The organism is Metabacillus arenae (assembly GCF_014773385.1).
Taxonomy (GTDB): domain Bacteria; phylum Bacillota; class Bacilli; order Bacillales; family Bacillaceae; genus Metabacillus_D; species Metabacillus_D arenae.
Window position 1 is genome coordinate 1 of the sequence record NZ_JACXAI010000022.1, and the last position, 14,649, is coordinate 14,649.

Annotated in this window: 11 protein-coding genes; 10 read left to right on the forward strand and 1 reads right to left on the reverse strand. The window is 39.3% G+C overall.

Features of this window, described 5'->3' with window-relative positions; genetic code table 11:
* Positions 1-1,536 precede the first annotated feature (1,536 nt).
* Positions 1,537-3,624 (forward strand): molybdopterin-containing oxidoreductase family protein, encoded by a 2,088-nt coding sequence (locus IC621_RS16240; RefSeq protein ID WP_191159381.1) that lies wholly within the window; start codon positions 1,537-1,539, stop codon positions 3,622-3,624.
* 45 nt (positions 3,625-3,669) lie between these two features.
* Complete coding sequence (locus IC621_RS16245) at positions 3,670-4,452, forward strand: sulfite exporter TauE/SafE family protein (RefSeq protein ID WP_191159382.1); 783 nt, start codon at positions 3,670-3,672, stop codon at positions 4,450-4,452.
* 108 nt (positions 4,453-4,560) lie between these two features.
* Here IC621_RS16245 and IC621_RS16250 read toward each other — a convergent pair whose 3' ends face one another.
* A complete protein-coding gene (locus IC621_RS16250; RefSeq protein WP_191159383.1) occupies positions 4,561-5,472 on the reverse strand; it encodes a LysR family transcriptional regulator in 912 nt (303 codons plus the stop codon).
* Between the two features lie 365 nt (positions 5,473-5,837).
* Here IC621_RS16250 and purB point away from each other — a divergent pair, with 365 nt between their 5' ends.
* The 8 genes from purB to IC621_RS16290 all read left to right on the forward strand — a co-directional run bounded on the left by purB (position 5,838) and on the right by IC621_RS16290 (position 14,646).
* Positions 5,838-7,235: an adenylosuccinate lyase gene (gene purB / locus IC621_RS16255; RefSeq protein WP_191159384.1), complete on the forward strand. Its 1,398-nt coding sequence runs from the start codon at positions 5,838-5,840 to the stop codon at positions 7,233-7,235.
* Positions 7,236-7,346: 111 nt separating this feature from the next.
* Positions 7,347-8,369 (forward strand): Bug family tripartite tricarboxylate transporter substrate binding protein, encoded by a 1,023-nt coding sequence (locus IC621_RS16260; protein WP_191159385.1) that lies wholly within the window; start codon positions 7,347-7,349, stop codon positions 8,367-8,369.
* Between the two features lie 125 nt (positions 8,370-8,494).
* The gene (locus IC621_RS16265) at positions 8,495-8,956 is read left to right on the forward strand and encodes a tripartite tricarboxylate transporter TctB family protein (protein ID WP_191159386.1); all 462 of its coding nucleotides are present in this window, start codon (positions 8,495-8,497) and stop codon (positions 8,954-8,956) included.
* Positions 8,957-8,970: 14 nt separating this feature from the next.
* Positions 8,971-10,497 (forward strand): tripartite tricarboxylate transporter permease, encoded by a 1,527-nt coding sequence (locus IC621_RS16270; protein ID WP_191159387.1) that lies wholly within the window; start codon positions 8,971-8,973, stop codon positions 10,495-10,497.
* A gap of 28 nt (positions 10,498-10,525) precedes the next feature.
* Positions 10,526-11,890: an MmgE/PrpD family protein gene (locus tag IC621_RS16275; RefSeq protein ID WP_191159388.1), complete on the forward strand. Its 1,365-nt coding sequence runs from the start codon at positions 10,526-10,528 to the stop codon at positions 11,888-11,890.
* A 198-nt stretch (positions 11,891-12,088) separates the two neighbouring features.
* A complete protein-coding gene (locus IC621_RS16280; RefSeq protein ID WP_191159389.1) occupies positions 12,089-12,556 on the forward strand; it encodes an AbrB family transcriptional regulator in 468 nt (155 codons plus the stop codon).
* 343 nt (positions 12,557-12,899) lie between these two features.
* Positions 12,900-13,193, forward strand: a complete 294-nt coding sequence (locus tag IC621_RS16285; protein ID WP_191159390.1) for a Dabb family protein — start codon at positions 12,900-12,902, stop codon at positions 13,191-13,193.
* 22 nt (positions 13,194-13,215) lie between these two features.
* Positions 13,216-14,646: an MBL fold metallo-hydrolase gene (locus IC621_RS16290; protein WP_191159391.1), complete on the forward strand. Its 1,431-nt coding sequence runs from the start codon at positions 13,216-13,218 to the stop codon at positions 14,644-14,646.
* The last annotated feature ends 3 nt before the right edge of the window (positions 14,647-14,649 follow it).

Genomic DNA, 14,649 nt, shown 5'->3' on the forward strand with positions numbered 1-14,649 from the left:
GAAGAAAAATCGAAGGTTGTCAACTTAAAGAAGAACTCATCAGAGTTCTTAGGTTTCTGCCTTAAAGCACATCTAAAGAGGACGAAGAAAAGAACAACCATCATGAATGGAAAACGAGAGACTGTTTTTGAAAATGCCAGTGTATCGATTTAAAACATACAGAAGAAATCATTGGAAAACATATACTAAAACTATTAACAGAAGAACAACCACAATTTGAAAAATGTATAGAAAGCATAAATGAAGAATTCAAGGAAAAACAAGAAATCTTGACCGTTCAGGTTTAGGGTGGGAAGCAAGTGGGCGATTCTTGTACAGTTGATTTTAATATAATAGGTGGACAGACGTACTCCTGCAGCCCCTTCTTCTCTCATATATGTTAATAAATTAGCTAATCCATTACTTTGAAACTTGATCACGGACTTACTATAGATTGACTGTTTTACTAAAAATCCATTATGATTACTCTCGTTTATTTAATTTCATTTAGCAGAAGTCCTTCACTTCTAAAGTTAAGGGATGAAGGCAAAAAATCTTATTTTGATTCAGTGGGGGTTATCATTTTTTTTATTCAATGAACGGCGCAATTGCGGAAGATCAGACGCACAAATGATCAAACTTTTTTATAAAAAATTTCTAAAAAGAGGAATCCATTTTGATCAATCTTTTTTCAAAATGGATTCTTTTATTTTGCCATACTATTAGGATTTGAGAGGGATTTTTGATCAAACTTTCTTTCAAAGCTACATAAATAACATATTATTTAAACACTACACCCTGTCATCAAGCCTATAAGTGGTTCTCTTACATAATTGCAAATTGAGCTGATTTTATTCACTTGAAGTTGATCGAGAGAGTTTAAGGGAATTAAGATTTTGAGGAAGTAGTATATTTTGGGGAATCGAGAAGGCTATCTGTAGAAGTTGAAAGCCTTCTAATTAGTATAATTAAATAAACTTTTATAGTTTTGAGTGTGTAAAATTATATTAAGTTTCAAAAAAAAGACTATTGTCTTAATCATCGGGAAAAATCTTCCTGCAATACTTCACTATGTCTGCAACTGCGTTGGGTAAATTTCCTTTTTTATACTCTTTAATAAAGTGGATCAGATGCATTTGAATAACCTTCTCCAAAGTTACATGATAAGAAAAAGCTTCATAGAGATCACCTCAAACTAATTCACCCTTTTAGGCTTCTTTCTTTGTTAGAGTAAATATAATTTTAGTTTCTCTTGCCTGTTCCTTGTCTTTGTTTATTATTGATCCACCTCGATAATCAGTTATTTCTACCTCTTTATTTTCCATGGAAGATATAGGGGTATCTTGGAGATACCCCAGCTTTAGCTAATTGCCTAAATATTGCTTTGTCTAAACGGTTTAGTAACGTATCCAAAAAATTCATTTATGACTTTGATTAAATTTATTAATTTTACAATCGATATGGTTGAGAGTATAGTGAAAATGATATTGGAATATTTAAAAAATTTATTCGAGTTTAGAGGTTTAAACTATTAGTCATTGAAAAGGGGTTGAATCTATGCAATCACAGGTTCATTATACTTCCTGTGCCCATGATTGTGGGGGGAAATGCCCGTTAGAGGTCAAGGTTGAAAACGGAAAGGCAATTTCTATTTCGGGGAGAAAAGCGCTCAATAAAAAGTTAAACATCGTTCCATGTGGTCGAGGGCTTAGTTATTTAAAAAGGCTTTACCATCCTGAACGACTGACTACTCCATTACTACGAGTTGGCGAGCGGGGCCAAGGTCAGTTCAAGCCTATCTCTTGGGAAGAAGCAATTAAAATCATTACCTATCATTTAGGTGAGACACTGGCTAAACATGGTGCTGGTTCAATCATTGACCTTTCACGAACAGGTGCTGTTTCAGCTGTGCTGCATGAATGTAGGAAAATGACGGGACGGTTTTTAAATCTACTAGGCGGCAGACTTGAAGTGAAAGGAAGCTATAGCTTTGGTGCTGCTGAAACAGCTTCAAATGAAGTTTTTGGCACAAAACATACCGCTCATGAGTATTCTGATTTACTAAACTCGAAGCTTATTTTATTATGGGGGCATAATCCAGCCGTTACGAAGTTTGGTTCAGATTTTATTTCTTATCTTCAGCAAGCGCGTCGTAAAGGGATCAAAATCATTTGCATTGACCCAAGAAAAACGGAAACGACAAGATTAGCAGATGAGTGGATCCCGATCAAACCAGGTACAGATGTCGCAGTATTGTTAGCGATGGCGTTTGTGATGATCAAGGAGGATCTTTGGGATCGAGACTTTGTGAATCAATTTACGGTTGGATTTGAATCGTTTCGATCGAATGTTCAGGGAGAAGAGGATGGCGTTACGAAAACACCTATTTGGGCTAGTGAGATTTCTGGTGTTCCTGAGGAAAAGATCATTGAATTGGCACGACTTTATGCGACAACGAAACCGGCGACGATGCAATCAGGCCGTGGCGCGCAACGAAGTGCCCAAGGAGAGCATTTTACCCGTGCAACAGCGACATTAGCAACGATGACAGGAAATGTTGGGAAAATGGGAGGAAATTCAGGAGGATGTGGGTATGGAATCGGTCCACATGGTTTTGGATTACCTGTACCAGAAAATCCAGTTGATGTGTCCGTACGAATCACTAATTGGCCTGAAGCGATTGCACAAGGGGTAGCAGGTGGATTTCCAACAGATATTCATATGGGGTACTGTGTCGGAGGGAACTTAGTTCATCAAACATCTAATATCAATCGGACGATAGAAGCAATGAGAAAATTAGATTTCTTTGTCGTTCACGAGCAATTTCTTACCTTAACAGCCCGTCAAGCCGATCTCGTTCTTCCGGCGACTACGTTCATGGAGCGAAATGACATTCAAACCCCGTGGGCAGGTCATGGGAACTTTATTCTCTATCAGCAGAAGGTAGTCGAACCGCCTTCGGGTGTCCGTTCTGATTTTGAGATATTACGGGCGCTTGCTGACCAGTTCGGAAAAGGAGAGGAGTTCGATAATAAAGGTGAAGAAGGCTGGTTAAGGCATTTTGCAGACCAGTTTGGTGTACCAGATTTTGAAGAATTTCAGCGGAGCGGGATTTATGAGCTACCGAATCCCCTATCAATTCCGTTTAAAAAACAAGTCGAAGAGGGAGTACCGTTCCCGACACCTAGCGGAAAAATTCAAATAAGCTCGCCTTATTTAGCGGATAGAGGATTACCAGTTTGTGCAGTCTATCAAAAAAATCCTGAAGGTGTAGAAGACCCCCAGCGAGCAGAGTTTCCATTACAACTTCTCTGTCCAAAGCAAGCTAAAACAACCAATTCTATTTTAAGCGAAATCGAATCCCCACCTATGCTAGCGATGCACCCAGATGATGCCAACACGTTTAATGTCGGGAATAAGGAATGGGTACGAATTAGCAATCATAGAGGAGCTGTACGGGCTCAGGTACGAGTGACGGATCAAATTGTAAGTGGCGCCGTTAGCTTGGATAATGGTTATTATGCTCTTTCTGAGGAGGGAGAGGTTGTTGGCGCTGTCAATGTATTAACGAGTGAACGACCAACAGAGTGGGGTGATAATATTACGTATCACACCTGTTTAGTAAAAGTAGAAAAAGCAGTCTGAGAACCTTTTCGAGAAGAAATCTAGATGGGGAAAGGATAACCTGAAATGGACGTAAGTTATATCATTCTGCTTTTCTTAATTGGAGTTATCGGCTCGATTATTTCAGGAATGGTTGGTATTGGTGGCTCAATTATTAAGTATCCGATGCTATTGTATATTCCGGCACTGCTTGGGTTTGTTTCATTCACTGCTCAAGAAGTATCTGCAATAAACGCTGTTCAAGTATTTTTTGCTACGTTAGTTGGAATGTTTGCTTTTCGAAAGGGAGGCTATATTAATAGGGCTTTAGTGATTACGATGGGCGGAGCGATGATCATTGGTAGCTTTATCGGGGGTTACGGCTCAAAGTTTTTAGAAAATGCGACGATTAATCTTGTTTATGCCATGATAGCGCTCATAGCCGCAATTATGATTTTTTTACCGAAAAAAACCAATGAAGAAATTAATTTTAACGAAATCGTTTTTAATAAAACACTTGCCGCAGCGGCCGCTTTTGTTATTGGGGGATTTTCAGGAATTGTCGGTGCAGCCGGTGGATTTATTACGATCCCTGTGATGCTTGTTTTGTTGAAAATTCCGACTCGTGTTGCGATCGCCTCCTCGTTTGCGATTACCTTTATTTCATCAATCGGTTCAACCGCAGGAAAACTATTAGGTGGTCACATGCTACTTATTCCATCCCTTATTATGGTTATCGCAAGTTTGGTAGCGACCCCTTTAGGCGTGAAAATAAGCAAAAAAATGAAGACAAAATCGTTGCAATGGGTACTCGCAACGCTCATCTTGGCAACAGTTGTAAATATTTGGTGGGGGATTTTGCCATTTTAAGGAGAAAAAACAGACTTCATACAGACAAAAAATGAGGGTGTCACAAAAGGTGTGATTTACACCTTTCGTGATCGAATAACAAGCAGTTATAGATGTATAAAGTTTGAACTATAATTTTGGAAACTGACCATTTTGCTCTATTAAGTGTTCAACAAACTTGTCGACGATTGTCAATCGTAAAGATGAGCTTCGGTAGAACATCCATGTCTTTACTTTAATATTCTGTCCATCCTTTAAGTTCAAATCTAAGCAATATAATTCATCACTTTCATTTACGTATGCACGTGGGACAATGGCATACCCTAAATCAAACTTCACCATTTCTTTACACGTTTCATAACTGTCTACATGCATCGTATTCAATGGTGGGGAACTGAAGCGTTCATACCACCAATTTGCAATGGTTTTATCAATCGGGAGGAAATTATAGTCTTTTGATTTAATGGGTAGCTTTGCATCGATATTGTAATAGATTCTTGGAAGTTTTGGAAGGTCGTCAATATTGAGCTTTTCCTTTGAAATTAGGCAAATGTTTTCTTCATTTAACAAATATTTTTCGTCAAACCATTCATAGTTGCCGCGAATTAAACCAACGTAAACTTCTTCGTTTTGTAAGCGTTCAAGCGCTTCAAAGCTAAAACCAGTTTGAAGCTGAATATCGACTTTTGGATACGCTTCCTTAAAGCTTTTTAAGATAGGTGGAAGGGTGTAACGCGCGTAGATTTTGTTGGCCCCAATCCTTAAAGTACCCTGGACTTCCTTGCTAAGATTGAGAATATAGTTTTTTGTTTTTCGAATGTCGAGCAATGTTTTTTGGGCATAGGCTACTAAATGCTCACCCTCTGGCGTAAAGTTGAAAGACTTACCATTTTTGTTAATAACCTGAACCCCGTATTCTTTTTCGATTTGTTGTAGGCGATATGTAAGTGCAGGCTGGGTAATGTACAAGCGTTCAGCAGCCTTGGTCATATTTCGTTCTTCAAATAAATATTGGAGCATTTCACACTCGATCTCGTTCAACGGTATCCCCCCTAGCAATCTAAAATAAAAAAATATTTAGAATAATAAAATCTTAATTGATTTAACTACTTATTTCAAGGGTTAGAAAAAGCCAAAGAAACTAGTTCGAAGAGAAAAATGAAAAACCAGCACTTAGAAACAGTGAAAAGGGCGAAGAGAATCTGGTTTTGTAGAACTTTGATGATAAAAGAAAGAGAGTTCATATTTAGGAAATCGAAAGGTTTAAAAAGAGAGAAAGTTCTCTTTCATTAAAATTATTTATGGAATATTAAAAAAATTTGGATTTCACATCACTTGGGTCACCTTGTATAGTTGAGTTGTAAGAACAATCTAAAAATTCGATTGAACGAAAGAAAGGAGTTTTTATGGCATCACATATTATTGATATGCTTATGACTCGAAATGTATTTGGAACGGAGGAAATGCGGAACGTTTGGTCAGAGGAAAATCGGACACAAAAACATTTGGATGTTGAAGCGGCTCTCGCTCTTTCAGAGGCGGAGGAAAGGCTTATCCCGGAAGACGCTGCAAAAGTCATTTCAGAAAAAGCGAAAGTTGAATTTCTGAATCTTGAAGAAATTGCTGTAGAGGTACAAAAAGTTAGGCACGCATTGACCCCGACAGTCAATGCCTTGCAAAATGTGTGTGGACCTGGATACGGTGAATATGTTCATTACGGTGTAACGACACAAGATGTGATTGATACCGGCGTGATACTTCAACTGAAGGAAGCACATCAGGTAATTGTTCGAGAACTTCAAGAAGTTGCAAGTGAACTTGCACGCCTTGCACGTGAACATCGCGAAACACCGATGGCAGGTCGAACACATGGCGTCCAAGGGATACCGACCACGTTTGGCTTTAAATTATCCGTTCTTCTGAATGAGGTGATTCGACACCTTGATCGATTACGAGAATCCGAGGCGAGAGTTTTTACTGGTGTATTGAGCGGAGCGGTTGGAACCTTCGCATCATTTGGGCCACTTGGTCAGGCTGTTGAGCGCCGTTCACTAGAGATGCTTGGGCTCGCAGCACCAGATATTTGCTGGCACTCCTCGCGAGATCGGGTCGCTGAATATATTAGTATTCTTGGGATGATAAGTGCAACGCTTGCAAAAATGGGGAACGAATTCTATAACTTGATGCGGACAGAGATTGATGAATTAGAGGAACCATTCACTGATGGGAAGGTTGGTTCATCGACAATGCCTCATAAACGAAACCCTTCAGCATTTGAATCACTAGCATCATTAGCAAAACCAATACGTTATAATGTTGCAATGGCGCAAGAATCGATGATTGTTGAACACGAACGAGAATTAATGGCATGGCGTGGAGAATGGATTCTCGTTTCTGAAAGCTGTATCTATCTTTCGTTCCAATTATCGACGGCAAAGGCGGTTCTCTCGGGGCTTGTTGTGAAACCAACCAGTATGGAAAAAAATCTTAACTTGATGGGTGGCTTGATGATGTCAGAAAGGGTGATGTTTGCTTTAGGAGAACCTTTAGGTAAGCAAACAGCTCATCACGTTGTTTACGAAATTTGTATGAAGGCAGTGGAGGAAGGGAGACCCTTCCGGGACGTGTTACTCGAAAATGAACAAGTTCGAGAAGCGATTGCCATCGAAGAGCTAGAACACCTCCTTGACCCAATGACTTATTTAGGTTCTGCTCCTTTGATTGTCGATCAGGTCGTTGAAAAAGCTGAACAATCTGGGTGGTTAGAAGTAAAACAGCAGTCTGATGAAACGGTTCACAATTAGAGAAGAAAACAGATAGAAAAGTCGTAAATTTTTTTTAAACTGTTTGAAAGCGCTTTCTGTGGTGTGAATTTGTACTCTTATTACTGTTTTAAAAATAAAGGAGGAACTTAGATGAGACCATTTCCAATTGTTAAGGTGTTGATTGTCATGATTTCGCTATTGCTTCTAGTTGCTGCCTGTTCATCTTCTCAAGATACTGGCACGACCAAAGAAGAAGCTGCATTGGATTACCCGAAAGAGGATATTAACATTTTGGTTGGGTATGCCCCAGGGGGCGGGACGGATACAATGGCAAGGGTGATGATTCAAGCGTTAAATAATAACGGCATTGTTGACCAAACCTTTCAAGTTGAGAATTTACCTGGAGCAAGTGGAGTGAATGCGTTTATAAAAATGCAAAAGGAGTCAGATGATGATCACCAAATCATGATTGTGCCTGAAATGGGTATACCGCTTGTTAATGGTTCATTCGATGCGGGATATGACGATTTTATACCAGTCGCACAAGCTTCTACAGGAACTGTTGCAATGGTCGTTGGGAAAAATTCACCTTACGAGACAGCTGAAGAAGTGATTGAAGCGATTGAGAAAGATCCAGCTTCGGTTTCGATTTCAATACCTGGCGCTTTAGATAGTGCTGAACCTTATAGATGGTATACGATTTTTGAAGAAATCGGTAGTGACATTGAGTTAGGCGACTTAAACACTATCCCAACTGGTGGACTTTCAGAAGTCATTACGTCCATTGTCGGCGAGCATACGGATGTGGCACTATTAAGTGCTTCTAAAGGCATTGTTGACCAAGCGGAAGTAGGAAATATGAAAGTTTTAGCTGTCTTATCACCTGAGCGATTAGAACAATTTCCTGATACGCCGACTTTAGTAGAGCTTGGAATTAATATTGTTCATGACAAAGCTCGTGGTATTTGGATGGGTAAGGATGTTCCTGAAGAAGTTGTTCAATACTGGGAGGATGTTATGAGTAAAATCGAGACAACTCCAGAATGGCAGGAATATCTAGAGCAAGAAATGCTTCAAGCTACGTTTAAGGACTCGGAAGCGTATTTAGACTTTCTTAAAACAGAAGGGGAAAGTTTTGGAGCTTATATTAAGAGAATAGAAGAAAATAGATAGCTAGAACATTGAAAGGGAAGTCAGGGGTATTTTAAGCGAACCGTTTATGAATAACCTTCTCCTTCCTTTTTACAGCAACAGGAAGAACACGTCTCTATCTGTACTTTTGTAAAAGGAGGAATTTTATGAAGAAGGAACTTATTTTTGCGATGTTTTTTTTTCTATTTATTTTTTTGTTTTTTTTACAATCGATGACCCTTCCATTTATGTTACCTAATGGATTGCTAGCTTCAGGTTTTTTTCCAAGAATCTTAACGGTCCTCATTCTACTATTAACGTTATGTTATATTGTTTCACTCATTCGAAAAATGAAGAAAGAAAAACCAGTTCAAGAGAAAAAAGTGAATCCTAGGTCAATCGTTTCAAAACAACTCTTTTTAGTTGTTGCGATGGCTCTAGCCATTTTTCTAGGGGAATATTTAGGAGTGACTGTAACAACGGGACTTTTTCTATTAGTAACCCTTGTATTTATTGAAAAATTATCATGGCTGAGGTCAGCTATTTTTAGTATTTCCACATCGGTAAGCATTTACCTCATTTTTGAGTTTGCATTAAATCTTAATTTACCAAAAGGCATATTTGGATAGGAGGTGTAAGCAGAATGGAACTACAGTTTTTGATGGAAGGCTTTGTCAGTTTACTAAATCCTCAGGTCATTATGTGGTGTTTAGTCGGTGTAACGCTTGGAACCTTAGTTGGGGCTCTCCCAGGGTTGGGTCCAACAGCTGGGGTTGCTTTGCTTCTTCCTTTATGCTTTTCATTAGATACGTTAGAGGCACTCGTCTTATTAATGGGGATTTATCAAGGGACGATGTACGGTGGTCGGATGTCATCGATTTTAGTAAATGTTCCGGGAGAAGCATCTGCTGTCGTGACGGCTTTCGATGGATACCCGATGACGAAAAAAGGAAAAGCAGGGTACGCGCTTGCATTGAGTGCGATTGCTTCTTTTATCGGCGGAATGATCGGCTTTATGGGTTTGGTGTTTTTAACCCCTCTTGTTGCGGATTGGGCGCTCATTTTTAGTTCACCAGAATACTTTGCTTTGATTTTATTTGCCTTGCTTGCGACAAGTGGCTTAGGTGACCAAAGTTTACTGAAAGGTTTAATTGCGATGGGACTCGGGTTATTACTTTCAATGGTTGGAATGGATGCGATTCAGGGGTCACAGCGGTTAACTTTTGGATTACTAGGGTTATGGGATGGAATTGAGCTAGTTGTTGTCGCTGTCGGGATATTCGGAATTTCAGAGGTGTTGGTTAATATCGAATCAAAAGGTAAACGAAGTGGCGATGGTGATTCTTCAGATATCGCTCGAAAAATTCCCTTTAAAGAACTCTTTCCAACTATTAAACAAATCATTAGTAACGGCTGGAGTATTGTAAGAGGTGCTTTAACTGGTTTTTTTGTAGGTACATTACCTGGTGCTGGTGCAACCGTTGCAACGTTCCTTAGTTATTCAACGGAAAAAAAGCTTTCCAAAACCCCTGAACAATTTGGAAAGGGAAAAGATCAAGGGTTAAGTGGTCCTGAATCAGCAAATAATGCTTCAATTGGCGGAGCGCTCATTCCTTTGTTTTCAATGGGGATTCCAGGCTCAGGTACAGGCGCGATTTTGTTAGGGGCATTAATTATGTTGGGTCTACAACCAGGTCCCTTAATGATTGAAAAATCAGGAGATATTATTTGGGCAACGATTGCCGGTCTTATGCTTGCCAATGTCCTACTTTTAATTTTGAACACAGCATTTGTCCCAGGGTTTGCGTGGTTGATAGAAGTTGTAAAGCCATATTTAGCCCCGTTAATTGCCGCTCTCTGTTTTATCGGTGTGTACATGATTAACTATAGTTATTTTGAAGTAGGCTTGATGCTCTTGCTAGGTGTTCTCGGTTATTTTTTGAAAAAGTTTCATTTCCCGTTAGCCCCGATTGTACTTGCACTCGTTCTCGGCGGGATGCTCGAAACGAATTACCGGCAGTCGCTTTTACTTTCGCACAATGATTTCTCGATTTTTTTTACGCGACCGATTGCACTTGTGTTCATGCTATTAACGATTTTTGTGCTAATCTTTCCCATCATCAAAAAGGTATTTAAGATTGAAAAAAAACAAAATGATTTAACGTATTGATTTAGATAGGAAAAGGGAGGTGACAGTAATGTTCGTTAACCGCTTATGCGAGTTTTGTGCCTCAACCGAATATGAGGATTTACCAGCACAGGTAATTGAAAATACAAAGAATGCGATTATCGATACGCATGGGGTGATTTTTACAGGTTATAAAGAACCGGTAGCGGATCTCCTTATTGACTGGGTGAAGGATCAATCGATGAAGACAAGCGCAACAATTTTAGGATATGAATTAAAAACATCTGAGAGTTTAGCTGCTTTAGTTAATGGAGTCATGGGCCATGCCATTGATTTTGATGATGTTCATTCAGGGCTTCGAGGACACCCGAGCATTCCGATTTATTCTGCTATCCTAGCAGTTGCTGAAGCAGAAAAGAAAACAGGAAAAGAATTAATAACAGCTTTTAGCGTGGGCGTAGAAATCATGACGAAACTAGGAAGTTACGTAAACCCATCTCACGTTGTGAAAGGGTGGCACCCAACCGCCACATTGGGGGTTATCGGAGTCGCTTCAGCTATTGGAAAATTGTATTCTTTTACTCAAGCCGAGTTTAAACAGGTATTTGGTTTAGCTACTTCTATGATGTCAGGATTAAAGCTAAATTTTGGAACGATGACAAAGCCCTTCCACATTGGCTATTGTGCAAAAAATGGCATCGAAGCGGCACAACTTGTTAAAAGAGGATTTACGGCATGCGAGGATACGTTTACCCCTAAAACAGGAGTCTTTGACCTTTTTACCGACGAAGAGGTCAAGGAGTTCTGGGGAGAGGATTTAGGGAAGCCGTGGAGTCTCATTGATCCTGGATTTAATGTAAAAAGATATCCTTGTTGTTATGCGACGCATCGTTTTGCCGACGCCGCACTCATTCTTTCTCAAACGAACCAATTTAAGCTAGAAGACATTGAGAGGATTGAGTGTGTTGCTGCAGTTGGTTCATACGTTCCGCTCATTTACAACCGACCAAAGAGTGGGGTAGAGGGAAAATTTAGTTTAGAATATGTCATTGCAGCGATGCTACAAGATCAAAAACTGTCTGTGCAGTCGTTTACGGATGAAATGGTTAACCGTGCCGTAATCCAAGAATTACTAAAAAAGGTCTTTTTAAGCGAAGATGAAACGATAAAAGAAAATCGACCAGTAGGAGATATTGGCTACATTGAATTAATCATTCATACAAACGAAAAAGCATACAAAGAGACCATCTTTCATGCAAAGGGGTCTTCAAAGCAACCACTTAGTCAGACGGATTTAAAGGAGAAGTTTTTCGATTGTTTAAGTAGGGAGGAATTTACTTCTGAAGCGAACACCAGTTATCAACAACTAAGAGATTTAGAAAACATAAGTGATATTACTCAACTTTTTCCTTTTTCAGTAACTAAAGAAGAGTAATTATTTTTGAGCTTTTAATGGGGGGATGTATGGGCTAAACATCATTAATCATCTAGGAAGAAGGCATTAACATGGTCATTTTACAATTTTTTCTTTTTCTTCTACTAGGAGGGATAGGTGGTTATGTATGAAATCGACTACGCATTCCTGCTGGCACTTTGATAGGAGCAATGCTGGCTGTAGGGATTCGGGAAGTATATGAGTTTTTTAACGTTGGAGCCATCGAGCTTTTTGTCCTTTATCGTGCAGCTCGCATTAGGCTTAATGCTGGGACTTACGTTTTCAAAACTGGATACAAATGAAATTAAGAGGTTACTTGGTTGTTTAGTTATTATTACGGTTGGCGTTTTTGTCATGACATTTGGAGTAGGCTATGTTGTTTTAAGCTTATTTACAAGTATGGAGCGACAAACCGTTTTTTTAGCAACAGCTCCCGGTGGAATTGCAGAAATGTCGACAATTGCCCAAGTGTTAGATTTAAATTCACCGATTGTTGCCCTATTGCATGTCATGAGACTGCTCATCGTTTTAGCTATTTTTCCTTTTATTTTAAAGCTTTTTTATAAAAAACAATTCGGAACCACTAAAAGTAAGGCGACTTATCCCCGTTTTAATCGGAGGAAGTTTAGGATTAAGCTTTCAATCAGAAACGTTAGCGCTACTTAAAGAGGTTTGGGTGATTGCGATTATTATGCTACTTATTCATGTCGGCTTAGCGTTACTCGATTATCTATAAAAGCGTGTTCAAATAGTACCTCAAGAGCAAGGCAATGGCTCCGTTCGCTACGCGTCTAATGGTGTTAAACTTACTCACCATAAGACTTTTAAAAAATGTAGCGACTGCGCTCATTGCTTCAAGACTGTTCAAAAAAGGAAAAACACTCCTTTTTGAACAGCCTCTATAAGAATAATTTATGCAAAATTTAAAAGATTTCAATTTCACTTACTATTTTAAAGAAAGTATAGTGAAAGTAGGAGTTACGAAAAGGAGTTTGTAGGAGGGTGCTAAGTGGTAGAACATTTTGTCACGTTTAAATTTAATCATCAAACAACAGATGAACAAAAAAATCTAGCAATTGAAAAGCTTAGAACGCTTAAAAATGAGATTTCAGGGATTGTTGACTTACACTGTAATCATAATTTCTCTGATCGAAACAAAGGGTATGAGATTGGGCTTTCTGTTCGACTTAATGACAAACAGGCCCTAAAACATTACGGTCCTCATCCAAAGCATCAGGAGGCTGTCGCATTTTTAATGGAAATCGGTTTAGAAGACTTACTCGTCATTGATTTTGAGATATAGACGATAGGGAAGGGAGGAAACCATGTTATTACGCTATTTTTACAATGAAAAGTTGGCGCACGCTTCCTACTTAGTAGGTTGCCAAAAAACGGGCGAAGCCATCATCGTTGATCCAGCTCGAGATTTAGAACCATATTTTGAAGTTGCTAAAAAAGAAGGCATGCAGATTAAAGCAGCTGTTGAAACACATATTCATGCTGATTATGTGTCAGGCGCAAGGGAATTAGGAGAAGTTCATCAAGCAAAATTGTATCTTTCGGGAGAAGGTGGCGAGGAGTGGGGTTATCAGTATGTTGAGCGAATTGAACACGAGCTTCTCTTTAACGGAGACCAATTTAACATCGGTTATTTAATTTTTGAGGTCATGCACACACCAGGTCATACGCCTGAAAGTATCTCGCTCTTATTAACGGATCGTGGTGGAAATGCCGATTTACCGATGGGGATTTTTTCAGGAGACTTTGTTTTTGTCGGTGACATTGGGCGCCCAGATCTTCTTGAATCGGCACTTGGTCAGGAAGGGTCTACGTTAGCAAATGCGAAGGCAATGTTTAATTCGCTTGCTACTTTTAAACAATTGCCAGACTATTTGCAAGTATGGCCAGCGCATGGTGCAGGCAGTGCATGTGGAAAGGCACTTGGCGCCGTGCCTTCTTCAACTGTTGGTTATGAGAAAGCGTTTAATTGGGCCCTTTCGATAACGGATGAGGATGCTTTTTGCAAAGAGCTGCTAGCTGACCAGCCAGAACCACCAACCTATTTTAAGGTGATGAAAGAGGTAAATAGAAAAGGCCCGGCTTTATTAAAGGACTTAAAAAAGCCACAGGAAATCAAATCAGCTCAAAAAATGATAGAGTTACTTAATCAAAATCTACAAATCATTGATACGCGTCAGTCAAGTGAATTTCAAAAAAAGCATATCGAACATACGATTAATATTCCCTATTATAAATCCTTTCCAAATTGGGCTGGCTGGCTCGTTGATTATGAGCGCCCTCTTTATCTTATTTGTGACACTTCCGAGTTAGAGAACATTTTACATGCTCTTAATTCGGTAGGAATTGACCAAATAGCAGGTTATATGGATAGTCAAGTGGTTCATTCTAGTGATTTATTTGTGCTTGAATCCTATGAGGATGTAACGCCTTCTGACATAAGAGTAAAGGTTGAGAAGGGTGAAGTACATGTACTAGATGTTCGTCAGGTTTCGGAATTAAAGGAAGGTTTTATTCCTCATTCCCAGCTAATCATGTTAGGAACGTTAGCGGAACGATTGGATGAACTACCTACAGACAAACCGATTTTAACACAGTGTCGTACAGGAATTCGTTCTAATATTGCAGCAAGTATTCTCCAAGCAAATGGAATAAAAAACGTGTTAAACCTAAATGGTGGAATTGTCCATTGGCAAAAGGAAGGGTTGTCTACTCTAAAGAATAAGCAAAATGCATAGCTG

Excerpts from the sequence above, each read along its gene's own strand:
- IC621_RS16275 (WP_191159388.1), top strand. The coding sequence starts at position 10,526 with ATGTTCGTTAACCGCTTATGCGAGTTTTGTGCCTCAACCGAATATGAG.
- purB (WP_191159384.1), top strand. The coding sequence starts at position 5,838 with ATGGCATCACATATTATTGATATGCTTATGACTCGAAATGTATTTGGA.
- IC621_RS16260 (WP_191159385.1), top strand. The coding sequence starts at position 7,347 with ATGAGACCATTTCCAATTGTTAAGGTGTTGATTGTCATGATTTCGCTA.
- IC621_RS16245 (WP_191159382.1), top strand. The coding sequence starts at position 3,670 with ATGGACGTAAGTTATATCATTCTGCTTTTCTTAATTGGAGTTATCGGC.
- IC621_RS16265 (WP_191159386.1), top strand. The coding sequence starts at position 8,495 with ATGAAGAAGGAACTTATTTTTGCGATGTTTTTTTTTCTATTTATTTTT.
- IC621_RS16280 (WP_191159389.1), top strand. The coding sequence starts at position 12,089 with ATGAGTTTTTTAACGTTGGAGCCATCGAGCTTTTTGTCCTTTATCGTG.
- IC621_RS16290 (WP_191159391.1), top strand. The coding sequence starts at position 13,216 with ATGTTATTACGCTATTTTTACAATGAAAAGTTGGCGCACGCTTCCTAC.
- IC621_RS16270 (WP_191159387.1), top strand. The coding sequence starts at position 8,971 with ATGGAACTACAGTTTTTGATGGAAGGCTTTGTCAGTTTACTAAATCCT.
- IC621_RS16240 (WP_191159381.1), top strand. The coding sequence starts at position 1,537 with ATGCAATCACAGGTTCATTATACTTCCTGTGCCCATGATTGTGGGGGG.